We start from the raw sequence: 23,469 nt of genomic DNA on the forward strand, positions 1-23,469 counted from the left end.
GAAGGCTCAGTCGAGGTACGGGGTGACCATCAGCTCGACGGCCTTGTAGTTCGTGTTCGACTCGCCGTTGGCGAGCTGCTCCTTCTCGAGGACCGCCTTCGCCGCGGCGCGGTTGCTGGGGCCGACGACCAGCAGCTTGGGCATGACGCCGAGCGGCTTCTTGTCGCCGACGCCCTCGCCGCTCTCGCGTGGCGTCTTCATCATCTGCGCCACCGCGGCGTCGAACGCCGCCTGGTCCAGAGTCTGCTTCGACGCGTAGGCGGCCTGCCAGAGGGTCAGGCCTGCGCCGGCGTCAGCCTCGGCGCCGAAGTAGATCACGCCCTTGTCGAACTCGTCCTTGTCCGACTCCTTCGTCTCGGGCCGCTGCAGCCACTGGACGATCACCGGCTTGACGATCGACGGGTCGAAGAGGAACCACGGTGCCCCAGCGCCGCCGCCGAAGTTGCTGTGGGTGACGCCGTCGCTGATGGGATGCGAGGCGCTGAAGAATGGGACGCCGTCGACGCCGTTGACCGTGAAGCCGGCGAGCAGCGTGGCGAACACGAGCTCGTCGACGAACCGGTTCGCCCCGCGGGCGAGCATCTTGACGCGCGGCGCGTAGCGAGTCGCGCCGCCCTCGGTCTTGAGGATGCGCGTCTGCATTGCGAAGGTGTCTTCGTAGGGCTCGTTCTTGATGACGAGGCCCTTGCCCTTCATCGTCTTGACCTTCTTCTCGTCGACCCACTTCCGAGCCCGAAGTTGTCGATGAGCCAGTCGTACGTCTCCTGGAGGTTTTTGCTCGTGACCTCCTCGACGAGGATGCTCGACTGCGGCGCGTACTCCCGGTTGTTGAGCACGTCGTTGAAGAGGGTCCTGTTGCCCGTGTAGATGTCGGCCTTGAAGGCCGCGTCCAGAAGGTTCGACATGTCTTTTCCTCGCTGCTCCTTGGGTCAGGTGGATGGATTCAGTTCAGGCCGAGCGTGACCCACACGCCGGCGCTCTCGACCTTCCAGACCTTCCCGGCGACGCTGCGGGTGTTGGTGGCGCTGGTCTTGGCGACGGTTTGGTCGTCGACCAGGTAGACGTTCTTGCCGATGTCGGCGTCCGTGATCTCGTCGCTCGCCCCGCTGTTGGCGTAGAGGAAAGTCCCGGCCTTGACCTTGATCTTCTTCACCGGGTCGTCGACTCCGGTCTTGTTGTTGGCCCGGTGCTCGGCGCGGCCGACGACGATCAGGGTCGTCGAGGTCGCGCCCGGCTTGGCCTTGTTGGAGTCAGCCGTGTCGATGGCGACGATCGAGCCGGAGTAGATCAGGGTGTCGTCGTCGACGTCGAACTCGCGCAAGAGCGCGGGCTCGATGATCATCTTGGTGTCGCGGTCGTTGGTGAGGGCGGTCATGGCTCAGCTCTCCTGGGGCTTGATGTTCGCGGCGTAGTCCTCGGGCTTGATGCCCATGTCGCGGCAGATCTGAAGCTGGCGCTCGGTGAGGCCGTGCGCGGCGTTGCTGGTCGTCTCGACCTTCTTGCCCTTCGTCTTGCCGCTGACGAGGACCGGCGCCGTCTCGGCGAACTTCTTGAAGTCGGCGAGACCGCCGGGCTTCTGGATCTGCGAGCGGTAGTACTCGACCTGCGAGGGGAAGATTTTCCCGTCCTCGAGGGCCTTGCTGAGGAGCGCCTCCTGCTCGGCCGCCGCCGCGTCGCTGGTGAGCTTGGTGATCGTCGCCTCGGCCTTGGCGAGCTTCGCCTCGGCCTCGGCGAGCTTCGTCTTCGCCTCGGCCAACTCGACCGAGCTCGAGCCCTCGGCAGTGAGCTTCGCCTGCGCTGCGGCGAAGAACTCCTCCTTGGTCGCGTTGGGGGGCAGGCCGACGAGGGCGAGAAGTGCGGTGATGTCCATCGGGGTCCTTTTGGTCTGGCTGCTGAACATGGCGCTCACCTCGAGCGCCGGAATGTTGGTGATCGTGAAGCCCGCGAGCTCCTTCATCTGGAGTTCGTACGACTCCATGAACCCGTACTTGTCCCGCTCGATGTTGACGAGCTCGCAGCGGACGACCGACGACGTGTATCGGTACTTCCGCGACGTGACGAGCTGCTCGCCGTCGGGCAGCCACTCGGTCTTGGCATACACGCCGTCCGGCCGGAGTTCGTATTTCTCGGCCCAGCCGAGAGCCGGCCCGCCGGGCTTCCACCAGCTCTGCATCTCGTGGTCCTTGTCCACGGGCTGGGGGCCGGTCTTGCTGATTGCGGCGTTCGAGGCGCGCACGAATGCCGCGGCGTCGTCGAGGATGAACTCGCGGCCGTCGCGGGCGTGGATGCGGCCCTCGTTGTCGGCGAGCGGGATGATGTTGACCCACTCGGCGCGCCGCTCGTCGCCGTGATCGGGACGGACGCGCAGAGCTCCAGGCGATTGACGTCATTCTGGGCAGCAGCCGGCATCGACGCTACCGAGCCGACCGCTCCTATCCGGAGTGATTCAAGCGCCCCGTGATGCGCCCGGGTTGTAGTCCCAGCCGGGGTCCGGGTCGCCCTCCGGCGCCGAGTCGCTGATGCCTTTGCGCTCCGCCTCGCGGTCGCTGAGCTGCCGGACGCGGCATCGGCAGTTCCATCCGTTCGGCGGGTAGTGCGTCGACCACCACGCGTCGTCCCACCGCAAGATCGTCCCCGCCCAGGCTTCGTGCTCCGGCCGGTGCTGCACAGCGGGGCCCAGCGAATATTCGAGGTATGCCCGGCCGCTCTCGGCGGTCCGCTCGATCCGCGACCACTGCCCGGCGGCTCGCGCGACCCGCATGTTCGTGTCGTAGACGACGCGCAAGCGCCAGGGCGGCTTTTCGGTCGAGCTCGACCAGCCGAGGGCGACGAGGACATCGTCGAGCTGCTCGGTGAACTGCTCGAAGGTGAGACCCGCGGCGATCGCCTGGTCCGCCGCATCGCGGAGGCCGGCGAGGAGGTCATCCGCGACGACACCTGCGACGCGCAGGCCCTCGGCGTGTTCCTGCGACCAGGTCTCGTCGAGGTCGATGTCGGGGTCGAGCTTCTTGCGGCGGAAGTACTCCCGCGCCGCCTTCGGCGCTCGCCCTGCTTGCTTCGCCGTCAGCCGCACGGCCGGGGATCCTCGTGGCGCAGCACCATCTGAGGCTGCCGCTCGAACTGCGTAGTGAAGTGGCGGGCGAAGGCATCCAGCATCTCCTGGAAGCCGAGCGTCCCTTCCGCGAGCACCGCCGAGTTCGAGCCGCCCCGTTCGTCGCCGGTGTAGTCGTGCCACGCGAGTGCCGTCCACCCGCCTTTGTAGCGCAGCGCCGCATGACCCTGAACCGAAGGGCCCAGCGTCGGACGCGAGCGCCAACAACTCAAGCCGCGGACGTTCAACGCCCCTGCATTCCACACGAGACCTCCGTCGAGGTCGTAGATTGACCACGGCAGTCGCACAGCGTCGGGGTGCGCGTAGCCGGTCGTCGAGTACAGGTAGTGCCCGGCCTCGCCGGGCCGAAGCACGCCGTGGAAGTAGATTTTTGTGGGTTTCATCAAGTCACCTCGTCGGTGGCGTCGCCGACGCCGCGGGCCTGAAGTGTTTTCAGGGCGAGCGAGCGGACCAGCTTGTCGCCGTCGACCTGGGCGCTGGAGAGTCGGGAGAGGAAGTCGGCGAACCCGCTCGCTTCAGCGGCGGCCGCCTTCGCCGCGTCGTGCAGCGGCTTCATGGTCGAGCGCCAGTCGTCGGGCGTCGCTTCGCGGTCGATGAAGTCGCCGTCGTCGCTGTCGGCGAGCTGATGCTTCTGGCACCGGGCCCGCCCGCGGCCCTGGATAGCCTGCTTCGAGCTCTCCGCCGGCGATTCCTTGGCCTCGTCGGCGTCGGCCTCGTCGGCGTCGGCTGCCGCAGCAGGCGCCGCGCGGTTCATCGGCCTGAGGACCTTCGCGCCCTTGTCGGGGACGGGCAGGCCGAGGCGGTCGGCCACGACGCTCGCCTCGACCTCGAGGCCGCGGTCGATCATGGGGACCAGGCTCTCGACGAACACCTTGCGATCCTCGGGCTCGTCGGTCTGCGCTCGGAGCTTAGGGTACACGGCGAGCTCGCCGTAGTTGATCTTGCAGAACGGGATGATGAAGTCGCGGCGGAGCGTCGCCGCGAGCGCCCGCGCGTCGGCCACGACGTAGTCCCGCCGCACGTCGTCATGCACCTTCGCCTGGGACAGGCTCGCGCCGTCGTCGGCGGTCATCGTCTGGCCGACGATGACCTTGCTCGCCTGTCGATCGCACCAGTCGGCCAGGTCCTGGTGCGCCCGGCTGCCGCCGCCCTTGCCGATCGCGTCGAGGACCTCGATCGACATGCCAGCCGGCATGATCCCGGCCCCGTCCTCGCCGATCGCTACGAGCGCCTCCCACAACTTGGCGATCTCGTCCTCGCTCGTGTCCCGCGCGGGGTACTTCCCGAGGCGGAGCGGGATGCCGTACAGCTCCATGTACGTCAGCCACGCGCGCACGCCCTGCGTCTTCAGGACGTAGAGGACGCTGAGCGGGCGGACCAGCCCGGCCGCCGCGATCGGGCCGCTGACGAGCGCCGGTGCGTGGACGACGTACTTGAACGGGTCGAGGTCCTCGCCGAGCTTCGGCTGCGCGTCGGTGCGGAGCCTGATCGTCGCACCGTCCTCGAGGTCGAGGGCGAAGCTCCGCGGGTCCCGCCAGGTGAAGGACGCGGGCGTCCAGCGTGCCCCCATGTTCCACGTGATCTCCGTGACCGCGTAGCCTTTCAGGAGCGCGTCCAGGCTCGACATCACGAGGTCCGTCCAGATGTCGTCGTCGACGATGGCCTGGAGCTCGGAGGCGATGTCCTTGTCGCGCTTGTCGTCGCTCGCGGCCTCGACGATCCAGGGGACCCCGATTACCGCCTGCTTCCTCGTCGCTGGGCCCGGACGTGGGCGTCGCGCCGTTCGATCTCGTGCGCGAGGGTCAGGAGGTCCAGCGCGTCGCCCTCGTCGGCCTTCTTGAAGATGCCGGCGAGCTTCGTCGGCGTCATGCCGGTGGCGACGCCGAGGTGCGCCCAGGGCCGAGCGCCGCGCCGCCCGGGCCGGGCCTTCTCGATGCCGAGGTCCTTCGTCGAGACCGGCTTTCCTCGGTGATCTGTGAGGCCGGGCGTGGGCATGCCGGAAGTCGCCCACGCCTATCCGGAGTGATTACAGGCTCAGAACTCGTTGCGGTGGCGCCTGAGCCTCGCGGTGCGGTCGCGCCGGGTCTCGGCGAAGCGCTCGACGCGGCGGAAGTCGATGTCCGGCGGCGCGTCGCGGTGGCGGCTGTGCGCGAGCGCCAGCGCGATCGCGGCGTCGCCGTGACGGGGCTTGCGGTCCTTGCTGTCCGTGCTCCGCTGCTCTCGCAGCCGCGGCACGCCGCTGACGACAACGATCGAGAGGATGTCGCGGCGGATGTCGTCGTCGGCGGGCACGAGGATCTGGTGCTCCTCGAACGCGCTGCGGAAGCGCGGGAGGTTCTCGCTGTACCACGTTGGCGACAGGTGCAACGCGGTCACGAGGGCATCGCCCCAGAACGCCAGCGCCGTCTCGCCGAGCCAGCCGCCGTTGCCTGTGCCGTCGATAGCTACGCCGGCGAACTTGGGGATGTTCTGCCCAATGAACCGCAGGATGGTCCACTGCTCCTCGTAGGGCACGCCACGCAGCTCGACGAGCCAGGGGCAGACCTTCACGAGGTCGCGGCGCTCGACGAGCGGCGCCATGACCGACAGGTCGCCGTTGCCAGACCGGGCGAAGTCGACGCCCAGGGTGATGATGCGGTCCGCCGGCAGAGCGTTCAGCAGCGGCCGCAGCTCCGACTCGCACCAGGCAGAAATGAAGGCGTCGCGGCGGGCTTCGGACTCCTCCTTCGTCTCGCTCGGGCCTCGCAGGTGCTCGGCCGGCAGCTCGAGCCGAACGATCGGCGCGCGGTGCGAGCACTCTTCGATCAGGTCTCGGCGGATGTACGTCGATCCCGAGGCGGCCGGCGTGACCTCGTACTCCTCGCCGGCGCCCCAGGAGGCGAGCTTGTCGAGGACCCATAGCCGCTCGCCCTCCTCCGTCCAAGGGGTCCCCCGCACCTCGCACTGACGCCGGTACAGGCCCTCGGCGACCGCGTCGTGGATCGACACGCGGTGGAGCGAGCCGGCCCGCTTCTTCGCGCGGATCTCCTCGACGAGGACGTTGAAGGGGTTGTCTTTCCCGTTGTGCGTCGAGATGATCGACAGGTCGCCGCCCCAGTCGCCCACGGCCGCGGCCGCCTTGAGCAGCTCCTCGAGGTCGGGGTGGTGCGCGGCCTCGTCGATGCAGACCGAGCCGCCCAGCCCGCGGAACGCTGAGGGGTTGCTGGTGATCGCGCGGACGCTGAAGCCCGAGGCGAAGCGGATCTCGTGCGTGAGCACGTCGCGCCCGAAGTTGCCGATGATGCGCGTGCCGAAGTGCGTCGCCGCGGTGTTGAGCGCCTTGGCCCACTCGGCGCATTCCTCGATGTACTCGCGCCCGAGCCGGTGCGAGGTCGACACGTAGTAGCAGTCGGTGCCGCCGGCGTGCTTGGCCCGGGCGGCGCGCATGACCTGGCGCGCACCCTCGGCCCAGGTGATGCCGCACCGGCGGCTCTTCTCGATGACGCGGAGCTGCGAGCGGTCGGCGTACCAGCGCTGTTGGTAGGGCAGCAAGAGGCTCATGGTGTTCTCCGTGTGATGCCGAGGAGCTTCTCCTCGATCTGCAGGGCCGACTCGTTCGTGAGGCCGGACGCGACGGTGTCGGTCGGCCCGGTGCCGCCGCGATCGGCCTCGCGTTCTTCCTCGTCCTCGACGTGGGCCCTGATCGCCCGCAGCCGCTTCGACCACCGGGTCGGCCACCGCCGCTCGAGGATCTCGAGCGCGGCCTTCCAGTTGCCGGCGATGCCCTTCTGTGCGTCGCCGATCGCTGCCTTGAAGACGACCTCCTTCAGGCTCGCCTCGCATGCGGCCTCGGCGGCGTCAACCTCGAGGACGAAGAGGCCGTACTCGTCGAGCAGCTCGTCGCCGGCGCCGGCCTCGCGCTCGTTCGCCTCCGACACCGTGGCGATGTTCGATCGGCCCTTGGCGATCCAGTACTTGAGCGTGCGCTCGCCGAGCCGGCACCGCTTCGCGGCCTCAGCCCGGTCGTTGCCGGCGCGGATCAGGCGGACGAGCTCGCTCTGGAGATCCTCCGTGAACCGCCAGCGTCCGTTGTCGGCGCCGTGTCGGCGCGTCGGTGGCGGCTGCGTCACCGCGGATCCTTCCAGGCGATCGGCTCCGCCTCACCTGGCCGATGGACCATGGCCGACAGGCCCAACGCGGCGGCGCGGCGAATGATCAGATCGCAGAACGCCGGCTCGAGCTCGACGAGCCGCGCGCGCCGTCCGGTCTGGTGCGCCGCGATGAGGGTCGATCCGGACCCGCCGAAGCCGTCGAACACGAGGTCGCCGCGGCGCGAGCTGTTGACCAGGGCCTTCGCCACGAGCGGGATCGGCTTCATCGTCGGGTGGTCCGCAGAGCGCGTGGGCTTGTCGAACTCCCAGACGCTCACCTCAGTCCGCGAACCGCACCAGAAGTGGCCAGCGCCCTCCTTCCAGCCGTAGAGGATCGTCTCGTGGATGTAGTGATAGTCGAAGTGGCCGAGGACCAGGCAGTTCTTCTTCCAGACGATCTGCTGTCGCACGCGGTGGCTCGCGTCGAGCAGGCCGCACCGGAACATCGTCTCCATGTCGCCGCTCGCCGAGCACACGTACCACACGCCCCCGGCGCGCAGCGGCCAGGCCCGGGCGGCTCGGGCGACTAGATCGCGGGTCCCCTCGAGGCCGAGGTTGTCGTTGGCGATCGTCTTGCGCTCGTCGGCGAGCTCGTCGGACTTGCCGACGTACGCGATGCCGTATGGCGGGTCGGTGAATGTGACGTCGGCGAGCTCGCCCTGCATGAGGCGCTCGACCACAGCCGGGTCAGTGCTGTCGCCGCAGACGAGGCGGTGCGGCCCGATCTCGATCAGGTCACCCAGCTGGACGAACGTCGCCGCGACGACGACGGCCTCGGGCTCGACAAGGTCCTCGGGCACCTGCTCGTCGGACTCGAAGATCGCGGCGACCTCGTCGGGCTGCCATCCGATCGACGCCAAGTCGCTCCCCTCGTCGCGGAGCACGAGGAGCTGTTGCGCGAGCAGTTCCTCGTCGACCTCGGACAGGCGCGCGCTGCGGTTGTCGCCGAGCGCGAAGCGGAGCGCTGTGACCGGGTCGTCGTCGCAGGCGAGCGCGGCGATCCAACGCCAGCCGAGCGCGCGGCCGGCGAGGACTCGGCCCTCGCCTGCCTCGAGCACGCCCGTCGACGCCCGCACAACGAGCAGCTGTCGCTGCCCGAACTCGCGGAGCATGGACTTCAGCACCTCGAGCTGCGAGGTCGGGTGCTTGTTGACGTTGCCGGGGTCGAGGCGGATCGCGTCGATCGGGACCGCCAGGTGCCGCAGCTCGGCGGGGATGTGGGAGAGCTCGGGGTCGTCATGCGAGGGCCGCTCGAATGCCCCGAACGCGCTATAGAGGGCATTCGCGGTCACAGGCAGTCCCCCTCGCCGCAGAAGCGCAGCCAGCGGCGGGCGACGGCGCCGGCGCGACGCTGGTCGGCCCGGTTGTACGTGCGCTCGGATCCATCCCTGCGCGGGCGGCCGGCACCGCGGCAGCTCGGGGCCGCCGGCTCGAGGCCGAGGTCGCGCTCCATGGCGGCCACGCGGCGGGTGACCTGCTGCGTCGAGAGCGGCGTGTCGGTGTCGGCGAGGCGCGCTGCGATCCGCACCAGCGAGTCGCTCAGCTCAGCGACGGTGGCGATGCGCTTGCAGTCGGCGCGGATGATGTCTGCGGTCGGTCGTTGCACGTGAAGCTCCTGCGTGGTAGGCGGTCTTGTCGAGTCCGCTCGCAAGAGCTCGAGCCCGCGGTCGGTTGCAGCCGGTCGCGGGCTTCGTCTATTTGCTCTCCAGCCACGCCTTCTCGCAGGAGGCGCACAGGTCATAGACGGGATCGGCGGCGGTCGTCGGCTGGTCGCAGTCGTGGCAGACCCACTCGGAGGCGGGCGGCGCTTCTGGCTCGGGGCCGCAGAATGGGCAACGCGCGGAGCGCTCTGGGTCGTCGCCGCACGCAAGACAGTGGTCGGACCCTCCCTCCAACGCCGGCACCTCGGCCGTGTCGTTGCCGAGCTTGTGCGGGTCGACGCCGAACGACTCCATCGCCTCGTGGGCGCCGGCCCGCTTGATCGCCGCGACCTCAGCGGCGGCCCACGCGGATGATCCGGGTGGGCCCAGCGACGGCATCGAGAACGTGACCTTGAGCGAATCGCCTGTGTCGCGGCAGGGCGTCACGATGTCGACGTGAACGACCCATGGCCAACGGTGCTCCGTGCTCCACGGCACGGGCGAGCCGGCATGTGCGACGTGGTCCTCGACTGCCCAGATCTCGGAGCCTGCGAAAGACCCTGCCGCCGCGCGGCGAACGAAGAGCCTGTCCTTGCCCGTCTTCGGGTCAAAGGCTACGTCTCCAGGCTCCAACTCGGTGATCTTCTCCCCCATCATGATCGTGCTCCTCGCTCTCGCCGAACCCGGCGCGGATCTTGTTCGCTTCGTCGTCAGTGAGCGGCTCGCCCTTCGCCTCGCGCGCCCGCGCCAGCGCGGCGTTCAGCTGCCACCGCCGCTGGATCTCGCGGTCCTCGTCTCGCTCGTCCCTCGCCTCGCGCCTTTGGCCGCGCCGGCGCTCGCGCTCCTGGTCCAGTTCGGTCTCGGCTACCGGTCCCCGGGCCCGGGCGGATGTGGGCCCGCCGAAGCGCACGCTGCCGCCCAGGATGGCCGCCATCTCTTGGGCGGCCCGGGCCTTGGCTTCGCGCTCGGCCGCATCCTGCGGGCTCGTGGGCGTCGTGGGGACCATCACGGCGGCGGCGCGGGCGGCAGCCTCGCGGGCCTTGACCTCGGCGGCGCCGGCGGCCCGCTCCGCGTCGGCGACGTTGCGCTCGACCATCGCCCACGGCGAGAGCGTCTTGCCCTGCGCGACCTGCTGGCTGAGCATGTTCGGCCCCCACCACCTCGACTTGCTGTCATCCTTGCGGCAGAGCTCGGCGAAGGCGCGGAGCGTGCCGAGGACGCGTTGGAACCGCTCGCGTCGCTCCCGGCGGGCGCTCTCCTCGTCGAGGCCCTCGACCGGTGTGGCGAGCAGTCGCTCCGCCAACGCGCGCCGCAGGATCACGAGGATCGATGCGCTGCTCCTCGATCGTCTTGCCCGTCGCGGTCGTCGGCGCGTACATCAGCGAGAGCTCGACGAGCAGCTCGTGCGACATCGTCTGACCGGAGCCGGCGGGCTCTCCGTCGACCGTCGCCACTGGGCGGCGTGCAGTTGGCCTTGAGCTCGGCCTCGCCGCCGCCGAGGTCGCGCGCCTCTCCTGATTCAGAGAGCTCTCTGCTGCAGCAGCAGAGTTAAACTAATGTTCTCTTCTGAGTTAAAAGAAGAGTTACGGTCCGGCCGAGCGGACGCCGATGTCCGGCGGGGCGGACTTTCCTGTCCGGCGGGGCGGACCGATTTGTCCGGCGGAACGGATTCGCGCATGCCCAAAATGTCCGGCGGAACGGATTCGCGCGCCTGTGGGGCATTTTCGAGCGCGCTCAAGTCCGGCGGCTCAACCGGCGACTCTGCGTCGTCGAGCGGAGCGGCATCGGGGTGGCTCTGCTGGCCAACCTCGAATCCCTCCGACTCGTCGCCACCTGGCGCCGGGGACATGTCATCGCAATCCCGAAGCGGCAGCTCCCAGCCGCCTCGCTTGATCCTCTCGATCACGCGGGTGCTCGGCTTGATGATGCCGGCCCGCTCGAGCGCCTTGAGGTCGTCGTAGACCTGCGAGCGCGACCGGCCCGTGATGTCGAGAAGCAGCTTGGTCGACACCCAGGTGAACGGAACCGGCCCGCGCTGCTCGTGCCACGCGCGCACGACGGACTGCCTGGTGTGCTTGTACAGCACCGTCATCAGGTAGCCGGCGCCGGCGAGGAGGCCGGCCTCACGGACTCGAGCGTAGGCGCAGAGCGGCGTCTCAGCCATGGGACTCCCGCTCCGCCTCGCCCCAGGTGCGCGTGCGGGTGCCCCACTCGTTGAGCCACACCCATCGATCCGTCTGCAGCTCGACGATGGGGGCGTCGGTCAGCTCCGCAGCCGCGGCGAGGACCTCGTCGAGCTCAGCGAAGAAGGACACCTCGAACGCCACGGCGACGCCGTCGCTCTGCCAGCAATCGACCCGCATCGGCGGAGGCGCGCTCACATTGAGCGCGTCCTGAAACCCGGGAATCGCGTGCGGCACATGCTCCGCACGCTCGAGCCATGCAGCGAACCGGCGGATGTTCTCGAGCGACAGGGCGGCGGGGTGATATCCGCCCGGGGCGCACTTCTCGGACTTCGTGTACATCTGCCGCCAGGGACTCGCGCCGCGCCGGCGCGTCATGTGTTCCTCGCGCCAGGTCCGGCCCATGATGCTGTTCATCTCGATCGAGCTGCTGTCGGTCGAGACCTCGATGCACTCGCCCGCGAAGATCGCGGCAGCGGCTGCGAGCGCGTCCCAGGCGCACACGCCAAGGATGTGAACGCGCCGGATGCCGGCGCGGCGGCATCGCGGCGCGACGGCGCGGCAGACCGCCACGAACAAGGGCTTCAGCGAAGGTACGAGGCCGACGATGCAGAAGCCACCGAGAGCCAGCCAGTCACGCCCGGGCCGGGCGAGGTCGAGGAGCAGGTCGACGCACGCAAGGTATTGCCGCAGCGTGGCGCCCTGAGCGGCGTATGCGATCGCGCCCGCGATGCGATCCTGCGCCATCCAGTATCGCACTGCGCTCGCCACGGTGGCGTCGACGGCTGCGCCTGCAGCGAGCTCCGATCCTCGCCTCTTCACCCGTACGACCTGCCCCCCGTTGCTCGAGCGCCTCGTCGACGCCGAGGAGCATGTCGTACGTGATGAGCGCCTCGAACCCGCCGGGGAAGCGGCGCCGGCCGTCGCGGGTCCGCGATACCTCGTAGGCGAGCTGGCGCTCGAGCGCCTCTTCGGGCTCGAGCCGATTGACCATGTCCTCCAGCTGGAACGCCCCCGAGTCGCTGACGACCAGCACGCCAGCAGGGACGGCCACCGGGCGATGCGGGTTGACCATGACGCGCCCGGTCACGAGCTCGGGCTCGAACGGCTGCCCGGAGAGCATGTCGTTCACCTTGGCTGGGTAGAAGAACATCATGCGCGAGCCGCCTCCTCGGGCTGCACCCAGATGTCACCGCTGGCGAGCCGGAACCCGCTGGTGCGCGAGGCGATGATCGCGGCCGCGACCTCGCGCGCGATCGCTTCGGCGGTGGGCGGTGGGATCGCATTGCCGATGTGCTCGCGCCGGCCCGCGCCCTTCCGCGACGAGGCGCTCGGACCCTCGAAGTGCGCGTCGAGCGGGAAGCCCTGCAAGGTGGCGAGCTCGCGGTCGGTGAGCGGTCGGTGCCACGTGCCGTCCGGCGCGCGGATCACCAGCAGGCAGGGCCGCTTGCTCTTGAGGTCGATCGGCGGGCCGTAGAGGACGAGAGCCTCGCCCTCGCGCACGAGCTCGTGCGTCGGCAGCGGCCAGCCGCGATCGTCGACGACGGCGGCGGGCGCCTGTCGGGCGTCGTGCCGCGCGCGGATCGTCGGCGCCGGCGCGCCCTGGTCGAGGACGCCGAAGGTGCCGCGTCGGGGCTCGTGGTGCAGCCGCGGATCGGCGACGCTGGCGGGGGCGCGGTCGTGCTGATGGTGACCGATGATCGTGGGGCTCGGCTCGGCGCCGTCGATCACGCCGTAGTGGCCGGAGCGCGGCTCGCAGCCGAGGCGCGGGTCGGCGACCGACACGCGGGTGTTGCGGACGGTGCCCTCGCCGAGCACCGCGTGCGCGGGCGCGTCGAAGTCCTCGACGCCGAAACCGCCGTTCTGCCGACCTGCCCGTTCGGCCAGCCGAGGATCGGCGATCGACGCGCGAGGTCTGCACGTCCTGGCGGCCGCGCACGGTGAGCGACGGCGCGGTCCAGTCCCCGACGCCGTACGAGTCGGGCCGGCCCTTGTGCGCCGCAGGGTCCCAGCCGACGCGGGGATCGGCGGTGCTCGACCAGGTCGAGCCGGGGCGGTTGCCGCGAGCGATGACCGTGTGGGCTGGGCCGTCCCAGTCCTCGACGCCCATCTTGCCGTCGTGCCGCGCCAGCGCGTCGCCGCCAAGGCGGATCGCGGCGGGCAGGTCCCGCCAGTCGCGGCCGGCGCGGATGGCCGCGAGACGCAGCCAGTTCAGCGCCGAGAGCAACGGCAAGCGGTGCAGCTCGTCGCTGTGAGCTGCCGCCGGCGACGGCAGTTCGCCCAAGACCTCGCCCACGGCGCGCACGCGCCGCTTCGGCGGCTTGCGCACGGCGTCCGTGCAATGCTGCATGTGGCGCGCGACGAGGAGGAAGCGGGTGCGCCGTTGCGCGAGACCACCGAGCTCGCCGCAGTCATGCGTCCGTTGGTCGGTCGTGTAGCCGGCCTTCTGCAACAGCTCGACGATCTCGCCGAGCAGCTTCGCGCCGCGGGTCGCCATGCGCGGCACGTTCTCGAGGAGGACGAGCGACGGCAGCTGCGGGGCCCAGGCACGGAGAGCGAGATCGACGCCCCAGAGAGCGAGGCGCGACATCTCCTGGTACTTTTCCTCCCCAGCCCTCTCAGCGGGCATGCAGCCTGAGAACGACTTGCACGGCGGCGACATCACGACGACGTCGGGGCACCGGCCGGTGAGCGACCGCATCGCCCAGGGCTGCATGACGGCAAGGTCGCGGACGAACCCAGGCCCGCCGGTAAGCCGCTCGAGATCGCGGATGGCCTTCTCGTCGAGGTCGAAAGAGCCGAGGCTGCGGAACCCGGCGCGCTTGAAGCCGAGGGTGCATCCGCCGGCACCAGCGAATAGGTGGACGACGGTGAGCTCGTGGGCGGTCAACGGCGCCTCGCCTTTCCCGCGGCCTGACCGAGCCAGGCCGCGGCGAGGAAGCAGCCGACGCCAGCGACGGCGCAGCCGACCGACAACGTCGTGAGGATGCACCGGAGAGCGTCAGCCACCAGAGGCCTCCTGCAGCGGCAGCGCCACGACCCGGAGGCGCTCCGCGGTCCCGCGCAGGCTCTCGATCAGGCTGGGCACTTCCCGCTTCTGCTGCTCGAGCTTGTCGGCGTAGGCCGTCAGCCTGGCCTCGAGCGATCGGACCTGCTTGACCTCGTCCTGCTCGTCGTCCTCGTCCTCGTCGTCCTCGACCTCGTCGTCGCCGTACCCGTCGTCGCCGTACCCGTCGTCGGCCATGTAATCGGGCTCGTCGTCGTCGTCGAACTCGACCGGCTCGAGGACCCGAAACGAGTCGCTCCGCGACTCCGCCGCGAGCAACCGCTCGGCCGCACGCACGCAATCCTCGATCGCCTCGCCAGGCCCGTCGCCCTCTCCGTGCGCCGTCTCGCAGCTCCCGCCGAGCTCGACCTCGCACTGCGCCTCCCAGACGCCGGCGTCGGGCAAGGACAGATCGATCTCATGGCCGCGATGTCGATAGCGCAGGCTGACGATGCTCAACGAATCGAGCTCGTCTAGCGCTTGCAGTACTGCATAGACTCTCTCCTCAGCCTCTGTCTCTTTGGACATATCCCCTCCTCCTCGGGCGCGTGGCCCACTTCCACACCTCGAACAACAGCTCCTCGGCGAAGAACGCCCCGCCGACGGTGATGCAAAGCTCCATGAAGAACTCGAACATCAGCTTCCCCTCTGCGCCGCAGCAGCCTGCGCGCACCATTCCGGGCAGCTGACGTAGATGTCGCCGCGGTCCTCGTAGATGCCGGACTCGAAACCGGCCGGGCTCCAACTGTCCTTCTTCCTCTCGACCTTGAGCGACAGCTCTGGGACCACCCGCCGCATGACGTCGATGGCGCGGCGGGCCTCCTTCAGCTCGTGCTCGACCAGCACGTCGCGCAGGCGAAGGACATCGTCGGGCCGCGGGCCCCAGAAGCGACGCGTACGGGCCAGGCCCCAGGTCTTGCCCTTGTACTCGCGCGTCTGCGCGTAGGTGGTGTCGCCGATGACCGGCTCCCAGAGCTGATAGCGGTGCTTGCCCTGCTCGGCGAAGAACTCACGCGTGACGATGCGAGCGCAGTTGGTCTCGATGACCTCTCGCTTCGCGGCAAAGTTTCGCGCCGGCGGAGCGGCGAACTCCTGGCGCTCGACGAGCGCCATCGCCGGGGCGACGCGTGGGGCGCGGGCGCGGGCTACGGACACCATGCTGCCCCCTGCTGAACAGTTCTCGGAAGCGGGCCGCAGCCGATCCCCAGTAAAGGACCATCTGCTCGTACTCGTTGCTCTTGATCGGCGCCCCCGCGTCGAGGAAGCCGATCCGCTTGTTGAAGAAGCCGACCGCGCTCGAGCGCGGCAGCTCGATCACTCCGCGGCGGCAGAGGTCGAGCTCATGCTCGAAGGACTCCGCCGGCTGACGTGGTCGGAAGCGGTTCCACGCGCGTGTCGTCGTCGTCACGTTGACGAGCAGCAACACCTCGCAGCCCTTCAGGGCGTGCAGCGCAGCACGCTCGTACCATGGCGCCGGGTCGCTGTAGGGCGGGTTGCAGTACACACGGCCGTGCCAGGGCTGCGTGAGGCCGTCGAGCTCGGGCGCGGAGCAGTCGTAGCGCACCGCCGAGGGCACGATGCTGCAGTCGTTCGTGCACGGGTCGGTGTCGATCCCCTCGGGCCAGAGCTCGAGGATCAGGTCGATCACCCACTGCGGGGTGCACCAGTTGTCGTGCCGCGAGCTCGACCTGAAGGGCGTCCAGAGCTCGCGGGGAAAGAGCGCCTGCGTTTCAGCGACCACAGAGCACCTCCGGGTCGAAGGCCTGCAGCGGCGTGTCCTTCGGCAGCCGCAGCGGGTGAAGCGGCGCGCCGCCCTGCGTCGTGCCCAGGCAGCGGACGCGCGCCGCGACGGGCCGGAGCAGCTCGCCGATGCGGCACAGGCGATCGGGGCGGGCGTTGGCTCCCACGCGCACACCACCAGCTGGACGCGCGCCAGGACCTCAGCGATCGCTGAGTCGTTGTGCGGACCGACCGGGTCGGCGGCGCGCCAAAGGCCGCGAGGATCTGTCGACCTCAGGGCGTACACGTTGACGACGACGAGCTCGTCGAAGCCCTCGCGTTGCGAGAAGCCGATGCACCGGCGGATCGTCGCGTCGCTCGCGAACTCGTCCGCCGTGCTCGGATTGAGCATCAGCCAGGCGAGCTCGCGCGGGTCGCCCTCGGCGACGAGGGGCGTGTGCCAGACGCGGCGAAGCGTGTAGCGGTAGGCCTTGTCTGGCGACCACGTCGCCAGCGGGCGGCCGCTCGAGCCGAGGCGCTGGATCGTCATGCAGCCCTCCGGCTCGCCGCCTCGAGCTCGCGCCACGCGTCGCGGTAGAGGTCGGCCGTCTCGAACCCGGCCACCGTGGCCAGTTGGTCGTGACCAACAGGAAGAAGCCGAGAGCGCCTTTGAACGGGATCGGCGGCAGCTTGCGAACGTCCTCGAGCTCGAGGCCGAGGGCGCCGGCGATGCGATACCCGGACTGCACCACCCAGCGGGCGTTGGGCCAGGACTCGGGGTGTCGCGTGGCGCCGGTGACCCGCGCGATCCCGCAGATGCACCCACGCTCCAACTGCCCGAGCTGCGGCACTTCGATCGGCGCGAGGCCGAGGTCGATGCGCATCTCCTCGACCGCCTCGACCGCGTCTTCGAACTCTCTCTTGCCGCAGGACTTCGACGCGTGCAGGAGAACGGGGCCGCGATACTCACAGCCGGCCCAGTCGCGGTTCTCGACCCGCTTGTCGCCTTCGAGGATCGCCCAGAGCCACGGCTGCCGGATCGACAGCGCTCGCATCTTCGGCGGCGTGGTGAGCGGATAGCGCTGATCACTCGCCATGCGTCCTCCTCAAGCGGCGGCTCCAACCGCGCCGCCTCGGGCTGAGGCGAGACCACCAGCCCACGACCGCCACGGTCATCGCCTCGCGGAGCAGCGCCCCGTCGCTCAGGCCGGACTCGGCGTGCGCGCTCGAGATCTCGCTGGCCGGCTGCGTCCAGTCGACGTCACCATCGACGGCCACGGCGAACTCGCGGGCCTTGCGAATGCCGAACAGGGGGCCGACGCCGAACCCGCTCAGCTTGTGCGTCACGCGCCAGAGGCCCGGGCGGACACACACCAGCACCAGGCCGGGCACGCTGCTCTCGATGTACGGAGCGAGCCACCGGCGACCGGGACCCGTGATCCACATGCGGGGCATCAGTTCGCCTCCGGGGCAGGGGTGGCCGAGCTGGGGGTCGGCTCGCGGTGCGGGCCCCACTCGAGCACCGGCGTCTCCGCCAGCTGGGTGGCGACCAGGTCCGCGGCGCGACGCAGGTGCGTCGCGGCCTCGCGCGGCGTACCGATCGGCGAGAGCGCGCGGTTATCGACGACCTTGAGGGTGCCCGCGGCGTGTCGGACGAGGCGGGCGTCCTCGGTGATGACCAGCATGCGGCCGTCGTCATGGACCTCGACGAGCAGCGCGTGAAACGCGACGACGGCCATCAGCACACCTCCTGTCCGAGCAGGCAGGTTGTCGGGCGGGCGATCTGTGTGGGCGACATGCACGCCGTCCACGCGAAGGCCGAGAACAAGAAGACGAGGCCGGCGAGCACGCCGGCGGAGAAGCTACGCATCACACACCTCCATCGTGATGATCACGCGCGGGTTCTCGGGGTCGTGGAACTTGGTGCTGGCCTGCTCGAGGACCCGCGCGTCGTCGTCGAGCACACCGCACCGCTGTAAGGCGTCGAGCACCACGGACACAGGCGCGTCGACGTCGCCGAGCGCGACGACGGTTCCGTCGTCGAGCTTGGTCTTCCGGGGCCATCCGCACTCGAGCAACAGGCGCCACCGGCCCGAGCGGATGACAGGATGCCCAGCAGCCGCCCACGCTGCGTGGAGGCGCTTCACGAACTCGTTGAACTCGTCCGAGTTGCGAACGCCCCCGCCGGCGCTGATGTCGTGGCGTCGGTTCTTGCGGGGCGGCGACCCGGGCACTTCGGCCCGGAAGCTGGGCGGCAGGGTCTTCACGTGGTCGAAGCCTCCGTCTGCTCGACGCCACCCTTGACGGCGGCGAGCGCCCCGCGCGGGCTCCTGCGCTTCTTCGCGTAGTCCTCGACGTCGAGCTGCTCGAGGTCGTCGTGAGCGGTCGACGCGACGAAGTTGAACTCGACCTGCGGGCTCGACAGGCCGCGCTTCAGATCGGTCCGCTTGTCGTCGATCTTCTTGATCGCGTCCTTGGCGGTCTGGATCTGGCCCTGCAGGAACTCCTCGCGCTCGTCGAGCTCCATCATCTCCATGCGGAAGTTCGCGCGGTTCTTCCGCCGCTCGGCGATCAGCACGAGGTCATGACGACGCAGCGCCTCTATGTACTGGCCCGCGACCAGGTCGGCCGCGTGCGGGGCGGGCTGCGGCGATAGCCGCTGGATCTCGTGCCCGCCGTGGTCGAGGATGATGGCGACCGCGCCGTCCTCGGTCGACTTGACCTTGTGGGTGATCGAGCGGTGCTCGTGGCACCAGTCCTCGGCCCAGTCGATCGCCTCGCCCTCGAAGGCGAAGAGGTCCCGCTCGACGCCGTCGCCGGGCCGCTTGCTGAAGACGTGGACGAGCCAGTTGCTGGGCCCGAGCTCGCTCGTGACGATCTGGAAGCCGTAACGCTCCCGCTTGCGACCTGAGTCTTTTTCGATCGTGCCATGCACCTTCCTCCTTCGACCTGTCCCCCAGGCCATGCGGCATCAGACAGCCGCGGGCGCGCTTGCTGGCGCGTGCCGGAGCCGACCGGGCTCCGTTCGGGGTGGCGCCGTTCAGCGCACGGCGTCTCCGGCCCCGCTGGAACGGTCCTGGAGGGATGACCGCACCCAGCGGATGTTGTGCTTGATGATGCGGCGCTTGACGCCGTGCCGTGTCGTGCCAAGCAGCTTGGCGGCGCCGACGATGTTGCCGGCGCTATGCAGCGCGAGCTCGACGAGCGTGCGCTCCGCGACGAGGAGGTTGTAGCTGTCGAGCTCGATCTTCACGACCCGCTCTCCTCGCTGTCGCTGAAGAAGTCGTCCGAGGCGCTCGCCGACTTGGTGGGCGGCTCCTCGCGCACCTCGGTCGCCGCCGTGTCGATGAACTCGTCGAGCCCGCCGCTGACCGCCGCGGCCGCCGCAGCCTGCTGCTGCACGAACGCGGCGGGCAGCTGCTCGACGGACTCGATCGAGCCACCGCTCAGCTCCTCGATCGAGTGGGTGACGCCGAGCAGCACATCAGGGAACACGTCACGTAACGCGAAGCCCCGCGCCCGCGCGGTGAGCATGCGATTGGGGTACTGCGCCCAGGGCCCCTGCTTGCCCCACAACCCGGCCTTCTTGGCGTCGTCGACGCTGAAGGTGAACCGCCGCTCCTTGCGGCCGACGCGGGTCAGCGTGACGACCGCCTGACGCTTGTCTCCCTCGCCCTCGAGGCGCTCGTCGAAGTCGACCAGCTTCCCGCTCGCCTCGACCAGGGCGAGCGCGGCCGGCCCGTAGATGCCGGGCTTGCCGTTGATCACGGCGATGTTCTGGATCGACTGCATCGGCGACAGGCCGACCTCAGCCCCGAGCTGCATCGCCACGAAGCAGGCGCACGTCGCTTGCTGCCCGCCGCCGAAGGACTTGGGCTGCATGTTGGCGGCGACGATGGCTTTCGCCAGGCGCCAGCCGGTCTCGTAGTTGGTGAACTGGATCCCACCTCGTGCTAATGCGGTCACGCGACCTCCTTGATGGCGAGCGCTCGCTCGCCTTGCTTGAGTGCCCACTGGGGCAGGTTGATCTTCGGCGGCTGTCCGCTCTCCCAGGCCGGCCCCTCCCAGGGGGCTTGCCAATCGTTCGTCCGAATCGCCCGACTCAGCTCGTCCAGCGACTCGCGGATCTCGTGCTGGCCGATGGCAAGAGCCTCCGGTTCCAGCTCGTACACGGCGATCTCGTGCGGCGGTTCATTGCGGACTGCGACGAACACGAACCGCGGTAGAGTGCCGTGCAGCGCCTGCGCAGCGGCGCAGTAAAACGCCGCCTGGCGGTGGTAGCCGAACCTGTACATCGACCGGGCGAAGCCTTCCGGATTCGGGTCGTCAGTGCTCTTGAGGTCGACGACGAGGCTGCCGCGGCGCACGAGCAGCCGGTCGAGGCGCGCACGCAGGTCGAGGCCGGTGTCGGCGTCTCGCCACGTGATAGCGACCTCTGAGCTGCCATTCCCTCCCACAGCAGAGCACGCGCCGCCTTTGCGGCCTTCGTCGAGCTGTGCTCGAGTGCACGGAGCATGCCCTTGATCGCGGCGCGCTCCTTCGTCTCAAGCACGAGGGCGCGTTGAGGAAGCGACGCCTCGAACTCCGCCTGGCGCTTCCTCGCCCCGTCGCCGGTGAACCTCGGCTTGTCTACGACGAGTCTCTCGAACTCCGCAGGCTCGAGCACGGCCAAGTGCAGGCCGGTGCCCAGCCGCTTCGCCGCGGTGGACGGCGGCTCGGGCAACTCTCCGGTGATGTAGATGCCCTCGTAGAGCCGCGGCGACTCGCGGAACACCTCGAGCTTGCTGCGAGAGATGCTCGGGTCTGAGAAGTATTGCTCCGCGGTCCAGTCGCGCCGGGTGGGCGCCTGGACGGCGACCGGTCGAGTTGTCCGCGCGGGCGTCGGCGTCGGCGCGGGCGTCGGCGTCGGCGCGGGCGTCGGCGTCGGCGCGGGCGTCGGCGTCGGCGCGGCCGGGGCGGGCGCGGGCGTCGGCGCGGCGAGTGCCGCCCGCGCCAACGCCCGCCAGGGCACCAGGACCGCCGGGGCGGCCGGGGCGGCCGGGGCGGCCGGGGCGGCCGGGGCGGCCGGGGCGGCCGGGGCGGCCACCGCCGGGGCGACGCCAAGCGCTCGCTCGACCTCGACCTTTGCCTGCTCAGCGGTGAGCGGCGACGACCCGGCTCCGGGTCCGGATGCAGGTCGCCAAGGTCGATCCACCAGAAGGCGCCACGGGGCGTGAGCATGACGCGGGCCCTCCGGCCAGCGTGCGTCGTCTCGAGCCAGTCGTCGCCGATGGACTCCCACACGAGCGCGTCAGCCACGGTCCACCTCCAGGCTGTCACGCACGTCGACCAGGTGACGTTCGGCGCCGTCGACGTCGCCGGCCCGGAGCATCCCGGCCGCGACCTCGAGCGCCTGGCGCAGCTCGCCCGAGCGCTGTACGTAGAAGACGACCGCGTCGAGCAGCTCCTGCCGCGAGCAGCAGGCGTCGATTGTCAGGACCGAGGCGAGAGACGCTCTGAACACCGGGTCGCTGATCTCTGGCCTCCTGCACTCGCTCTCCTGCAGGGCGCGCTCAATCTTGCAGCCGAGCAGCGAGATGACCTTGGCCCCTTCACCGTCGTCGCGTTCCACGGTTCCCACCCTTTCCGCTGAGCTGCGGAGCAACCCGCTTCACCGCCTTGGAGACTTCCAGCGGGGCTTGAGCCCGCTGCATGGCAGCCTGCGCCGACTTCTGCGTAGCCTGGGCGTATTTCGCCGTCGTCTTGATGTCTCGGTGGCCGAGAATCTTCTGAATGACGCGGAGGTCGGTCCCTTCCTCCAAGAGAACCGTCGCGCCATCGCCCCGCAACGTGTGTGCAACGAGGTCGCGGGTTCGCACAATCCCTGCGTGCTCGCAGATCAGGTGGAATGCCCGCAGTACGCACGTCAGGTGGCCCGAGTGGCTCCGGTCGCTTGGAAACAGGTACGGCGTCCCCTGGGCCTCGCACACTGCGAGACGACGGCGGATCACCGGCATGACCAGGGCCAGCTGGATAGTTCGTGCTCCGTCCAGGTCGTCGGTCTTGTGAATGTCGAGTAGAGCGATCTTGGCCTCGATGTCCACCTGCTCGCGGCGAAGAGCGAGAATCTCGCTCTTGCGGGCGAACGTTCCTCGCATGACGAGAATGGCGTCCGCAGTAGCGTCGGTCATCCGTCCCTCTCGCCGAAGCTCCTCAAGAGAGGCGAGGAACCGAGCGCGCTCGTCCTCGGTGAGTCGACGTTGTCGATCGCGCTCGGGGTGCCGGCGCACGTTGTCGAACGGATTGAACGCGTCAGGCAGAACATCGCGCCACGCCTGGTTGGCCATCTGCAGTGCCCGATTGACCATCCTCGGGACATCCTGGTGAATCGCGTGCCAGGCCTTGACGTGCTCGCGCGTCAGCTTGTTGCAGCGAATGTCGCCGAGTCCGGGTCCAGGCTCACGCTGCCAGCCCTCGCTCTTGGGGCGCTTCTTCTCATCGTGGCGCGGCTTCAGGTAGTTCTCGATCACAGATCGAAACTGGCGCGCCGTGTGCTTGTTCTTCCAGCAGCGTTGATAGTACTGGTCGATGAACTGGCTGAAAGTAATCGTGGGAGTGCCGGTCGCCCGGCGGATGATCGAGCTGAACATCCCACCGCTATTAATAGTAGTCTTCTGGCCTTCACAACTTTCGGGGCCAGAAACTGCAGAGTTCGGCGCGTCCCGGGCGCTCGATGCGCGCCACGCGCTCGCAATCGCGCTGACCCAGGTCGGTTGCTCTTGCTCTGTGCGAAATCGCTCCGATTTTTGCGCGATGCCGCGCTCGGTATCGCGTTCTGAGGTCTGTTGCGACGACGGCAACAGACATGAAGGCGTTTGCGCCATGTCTGTATCCAGTCTGGCCGGTGGGGACGGCCGGAAGCGGCAACCTACGGCAGGTCTGTTGCCGGAGTCAAGTTCGATATTTTGCCTTGACCATCGAGGCAAAATCGTATACCCGGTTCGGGTTCCCGTTCATCCAGTCCGGGGTCCGCCGGCGGCCGAGCCGCCAACCCGAAACGAGTCGTGGGGATTCGTGGAGGCCGACGCCCGCTCTCACCGAGCGGGCGTTCGTGTTTGGTCGAGCCGATCGCGCCGGCGGGCGATGAGTTCGAGGAGAGCGAGCCTGTCGCCGTCGCGGAGCTGCACGTGAAGCCACGCGCTCTCGACGGCGCGGTGCAGGTCATCGAGCGAATCGAGGTCGATCGCGGCCTCGATTCGACGGGCCCGCTCGAGGAGCGAGTTCCGCAGCGGCGCGTCGCAGCTCCAGTTTCCTCGCCCGCCGTCCGCCTGGTTCGGCGCGGGCGCCTCGACCCGGCGTTTCATTGGAGCACTGACCTCCGTCCAGCGCGAAGGTCCTGGGCCACCTTGGCCAGGCGCTCAGCGAGAGCCTCGAGCTCCTCGGGGGCGAGCTCGCCGACGGTGAACACTTCGAGCAGCTCGTCGTCGACGTAGCCGACCGCGACGCCGCGGAGCTCATCCGCTCGCGCCTCATCGCGACTCCCGACCAGGATGCGCATCACGACGCACCTCCGACCGGGCACGCCGAAGCCCCGCGCCGCGCCTTGCGAGCCGGCCTCGGGGGCCACTCGACGTCGAACTTGGCGAGCATCCGCGTCTCG

At 69.4% G+C, this 23,469-nt stretch carries 33 protein-coding genes and 1 pseudogene; 1 reads left to right on the top strand and 33 read right to left on the bottom strand.

Features of this window, described 5'->3' with window-relative positions; genetic code table 11:
* Window positions 1–6: 6 nt before the first annotated feature.
* The 30 genes and pseudogenes from OV079_RS00135 to OV079_RS00280 form a co-directional block, all read right to left on the bottom strand.
* Entirely contained in the window at window positions 7–696 is a 690-nt protein-coding gene (locus OV079_RS00135; protein ID WP_267765525.1) for a Mu-like prophage major head subunit gpT family protein, read from the bottom strand.
* Window positions 693–905: a hypothetical protein gene (locus OV079_RS00140; RefSeq protein ID WP_267765526.1), complete on the bottom strand. Its 213-nt coding sequence runs from the start codon at window positions 903–905 to the stop codon at window positions 693–695. Before OV079_RS00140 ends, OV079_RS00135 begins: the two co-directional genes overlap by 4 nt.
* Window positions 906–943: 38 nt before the next feature.
* The gene (locus OV079_RS00145) at window positions 944–1,375 is read right to left on the bottom strand and encodes a hypothetical protein (protein ID WP_267765527.1); all 432 of its coding nucleotides are present in this window, start codon (window positions 1,373–1,375) and stop codon (window positions 944–946) included.
* 3 nt (window positions 1,376–1,378) lie between these two features.
* Entirely contained in the window at window positions 1,379–2,368 is a 990-nt protein-coding gene (locus OV079_RS00150) for a phage protease (RefSeq protein WP_276602564.1), read from the bottom strand.
* Window positions 2,369–2,446: 78 nt separating this feature from the next.
* Complete coding sequence (locus OV079_RS00155) at window positions 2,447–3,073, bottom strand: phage head morphogenesis protein (protein WP_267765528.1); 627 nt, start codon at window positions 3,071–3,073, stop codon at window positions 2,447–2,449.
* A complete protein-coding gene (locus tag OV079_RS00160; protein ID WP_267765529.1) occupies window positions 3,064–3,495 on the bottom strand; it encodes a hypothetical protein in 432 nt (143 codons plus the stop codon). Before OV079_RS00160 ends, OV079_RS00155 begins: the two co-directional genes overlap by 10 nt.
* The gene (locus tag OV079_RS00165) at window positions 3,495–4,847 is read right to left on the bottom strand and encodes a DUF935 domain-containing protein (protein ID WP_267765557.1); all 1,353 of its coding nucleotides are present in this window, start codon (window positions 4,845–4,847) and stop codon (window positions 3,495–3,497) included. The genes OV079_RS00160 and OV079_RS00165 overlap by 1 nt, the downstream gene beginning before the upstream one ends.
* Complete coding sequence (locus tag OV079_RS00170) at window positions 4,847–5,107, bottom strand: phage portal protein family protein (RefSeq protein WP_267765558.1); 261 nt, start codon at window positions 5,105–5,107, stop codon at window positions 4,847–4,849. The genes OV079_RS00165 and OV079_RS00170 overlap by 1 nt, the downstream gene beginning before the upstream one ends.
* Before the next feature lie 39 nt (window positions 5,108–5,146).
* The gene (locus tag OV079_RS00175) at window positions 5,147–6,652 is read right to left on the bottom strand and encodes a hypothetical protein (RefSeq protein ID WP_267765530.1); all 1,506 of its coding nucleotides are present in this window, start codon (window positions 6,650–6,652) and stop codon (window positions 5,147–5,149) included.
* The gene (locus OV079_RS00180) at window positions 6,649–7,221 is read right to left on the bottom strand and encodes a hypothetical protein (RefSeq protein ID WP_267765531.1); all 573 of its coding nucleotides are present in this window, start codon (window positions 7,219–7,221) and stop codon (window positions 6,649–6,651) included. The genes OV079_RS00175 and OV079_RS00180 overlap by 4 nt, the downstream gene beginning before the upstream one ends.
* Entirely contained in the window at window positions 7,218–8,534 is a 1,317-nt protein-coding gene (locus OV079_RS55440) for a DNA methyltransferase (protein ID WP_267765532.1), read from the bottom strand. Before OV079_RS55440 ends, OV079_RS00180 begins: the two co-directional genes overlap by 4 nt.
* Window positions 8,531–8,848 carry a hypothetical protein gene (locus tag OV079_RS00190; RefSeq protein WP_267765533.1) on the bottom strand — a complete coding sequence of 106 codons (318 nt, stop codon included), beginning with the start codon at window positions 8,846–8,848 and terminating at the stop codon, window positions 8,531–8,533. Before OV079_RS00190 ends, OV079_RS55440 begins: the two co-directional genes overlap by 4 nt.
* 88 nt (window positions 8,849–8,936) lie before the next feature.
* The gene (locus OV079_RS00195; RefSeq protein WP_267765534.1) at window positions 8,937–9,539 is read right to left on the bottom strand and encodes a hypothetical protein; all 603 of its coding nucleotides are present in this window, start codon (window positions 9,537–9,539) and stop codon (window positions 8,937–8,939) included.
* Window positions 9,490–10,203, bottom strand: a complete 714-nt coding sequence (locus tag OV079_RS00200) for a hypothetical protein (protein WP_267765535.1) — start codon at window positions 10,201–10,203, stop codon at window positions 9,490–9,492. The genes OV079_RS00195 and OV079_RS00200 overlap by 50 nt, the downstream gene beginning before the upstream one ends.
* Window positions 10,204–10,401: 198 nt before the next feature.
* Window positions 10,402–11,046, bottom strand: a complete 645-nt coding sequence (locus OV079_RS00205) for a hypothetical protein (RefSeq protein WP_267765536.1) — start codon at window positions 11,044–11,046, stop codon at window positions 10,402–10,404.
* A complete protein-coding gene (locus tag OV079_RS00210; protein WP_267765537.1) occupies window positions 11,039–11,812 on the bottom strand; it encodes a hypothetical protein in 774 nt (257 codons plus the stop codon). The genes OV079_RS00205 and OV079_RS00210 overlap by 8 nt, the downstream gene beginning before the upstream one ends.
* Before the next feature lie 405 nt (window positions 11,813–12,217).
* On the bottom strand, window positions 12,218–12,883 hold the full coding sequence (locus OV079_RS00215) for a DNA cytosine methyltransferase (protein ID WP_267765538.1): 666 nt from the start codon (window positions 12,881–12,883) through the stop codon (window positions 12,218–12,220).
* A 580-nt stretch (window positions 12,884–13,463) separates the two neighbouring features.
* A pseudogene (locus tag OV079_RS56995) lies at window positions 13,464–14,057 on the bottom strand (DNA cytosine methyltransferase); the annotation flags it as partial.
* Between the two features lie 9 nt (window positions 14,058–14,066).
* Window positions 14,067–14,570 (bottom strand): hypothetical protein, encoded by a 504-nt coding sequence (locus tag OV079_RS00225; protein ID WP_267765540.1) that lies wholly within the window; start codon window positions 14,568–14,570, stop codon window positions 14,067–14,069.
* Between the two features lie 46 nt (window positions 14,571–14,616).
* Entirely contained in the window at window positions 14,617–14,748 is a 132-nt protein-coding gene (locus tag OV079_RS00230; protein ID WP_267765541.1) for a hypothetical protein, read from the bottom strand.
* Entirely contained in the window at window positions 14,748–15,224 is a 477-nt protein-coding gene (locus OV079_RS00235; RefSeq protein WP_267765542.1) for a hypothetical protein, read from the bottom strand. Before OV079_RS00235 ends, OV079_RS00230 begins: the two co-directional genes overlap by 1 nt.
* On the bottom strand, window positions 15,121–16,380 hold the full coding sequence (locus OV079_RS00240; RefSeq protein WP_267765543.1) for a DNA N-6-adenine-methyltransferase: 1,260 nt from the start codon (window positions 16,378–16,380) through the stop codon (window positions 15,121–15,123). Before OV079_RS00240 ends, OV079_RS00235 begins: the two co-directional genes overlap by 104 nt.
* A 536-nt stretch (window positions 16,381–16,916) precedes the next feature.
* The gene (locus tag OV079_RS00245) at window positions 16,917–17,285 is read right to left on the bottom strand and encodes a hypothetical protein (RefSeq protein ID WP_267765544.1); all 369 of its coding nucleotides are present in this window, start codon (window positions 17,283–17,285) and stop codon (window positions 16,917–16,919) included.
* Window positions 17,285–17,569, bottom strand: coding sequence for a hypothetical protein (locus tag OV079_RS00250; protein WP_267765545.1), 285 nt, complete (start codon window positions 17,567–17,569; stop codon window positions 17,285–17,287). The genes OV079_RS00245 and OV079_RS00250 overlap by 1 nt, the downstream gene beginning before the upstream one ends.
* Window positions 17,569–17,700 carry a hypothetical protein gene (locus OV079_RS00255; RefSeq protein ID WP_267765546.1) on the bottom strand — a complete coding sequence of 44 codons (132 nt, stop codon included), beginning with the start codon at window positions 17,698–17,700 and terminating at the stop codon, window positions 17,569–17,571. Before OV079_RS00255 ends, OV079_RS00250 begins: the two co-directional genes overlap by 1 nt.
* The gene (locus OV079_RS00260) at window positions 17,693–18,097 is read right to left on the bottom strand and encodes a RusA family crossover junction endodeoxyribonuclease (RefSeq protein WP_267765547.1); all 405 of its coding nucleotides are present in this window, start codon (window positions 18,095–18,097) and stop codon (window positions 17,693–17,695) included. The genes OV079_RS00255 and OV079_RS00260 overlap by 8 nt, the downstream gene beginning before the upstream one ends.
* Complete coding sequence (locus tag OV079_RS00265) at window positions 18,094–18,765, bottom strand: hypothetical protein (protein ID WP_267765548.1); 672 nt, start codon at window positions 18,763–18,765, stop codon at window positions 18,094–18,096. The genes OV079_RS00260 and OV079_RS00265 overlap by 4 nt, the downstream gene beginning before the upstream one ends.
* Before the next feature lie 105 nt (window positions 18,766–18,870).
* Entirely contained in the window at window positions 18,871–19,083 is a 213-nt protein-coding gene (locus OV079_RS00270) for a hypothetical protein (RefSeq protein ID WP_267765549.1), read from the bottom strand.
* A complete protein-coding gene (locus OV079_RS00275; protein ID WP_267765550.1) occupies window positions 19,080–19,796 on the bottom strand; it encodes a recombinase family protein in 717 nt (238 codons plus the stop codon). Before OV079_RS00275 ends, OV079_RS00270 begins: the two co-directional genes overlap by 4 nt.
* On the bottom strand, window positions 19,793–20,287 hold the full coding sequence (locus OV079_RS00280; RefSeq protein WP_267765551.1) for a PD-(D/E)XK nuclease-like domain-containing protein: 495 nt from the start codon (window positions 20,285–20,287) through the stop codon (window positions 19,793–19,795). The genes OV079_RS00275 and OV079_RS00280 overlap by 4 nt, the downstream gene beginning before the upstream one ends.
* A gap of 336 nt (window positions 20,288–20,623) precedes the next feature.
* Here OV079_RS00280 and OV079_RS00285 point away from each other — a divergent pair, with 336 nt between their 5' ends.
* Window positions 20,624–21,046 carry a hypothetical protein gene (locus tag OV079_RS00285; RefSeq protein WP_267765552.1) on the top strand — a complete coding sequence of 141 codons (423 nt, stop codon included), beginning with the start codon at window positions 20,624–20,626 and terminating at the stop codon, window positions 21,044–21,046.
* Between the two features lie 74 nt (window positions 21,047–21,120).
* On the opposite strand, the gene OV079_RS00290 is transcribed toward OV079_RS00285, so the two are convergent.
* The 3 genes from OV079_RS00290 to OV079_RS00300 form a co-directional block, all read right to left on the bottom strand.
* Window positions 21,121–21,441: a hypothetical protein gene (locus tag OV079_RS00290; protein WP_267765553.1), complete on the bottom strand. Its 321-nt coding sequence runs from the start codon at window positions 21,439–21,441 to the stop codon at window positions 21,121–21,123.
* Window positions 21,422–22,459: a tyrosine-type recombinase/integrase gene (locus OV079_RS00295; protein WP_267765554.1), complete on the bottom strand. Its 1,038-nt coding sequence runs from the start codon at window positions 22,457–22,459 to the stop codon at window positions 21,422–21,424. Before OV079_RS00295 ends, OV079_RS00290 begins: the two co-directional genes overlap by 20 nt.
* A gap of 710 nt (window positions 22,460–23,169) precedes the next feature.
* On the bottom strand, window positions 23,170–23,469 hold a 300-nt coding region (locus tag OV079_RS00300), incomplete at its 5' end, for a hypothetical protein (RefSeq protein WP_267765555.1).

This window comes from Nannocystis pusilla (genome assembly GCF_026626665.1).
GTDB lineage: Bacteria > Myxococcota_A > Polyangia > Nannocystales > Nannocystaceae > Nannocystis > Nannocystis pusilla.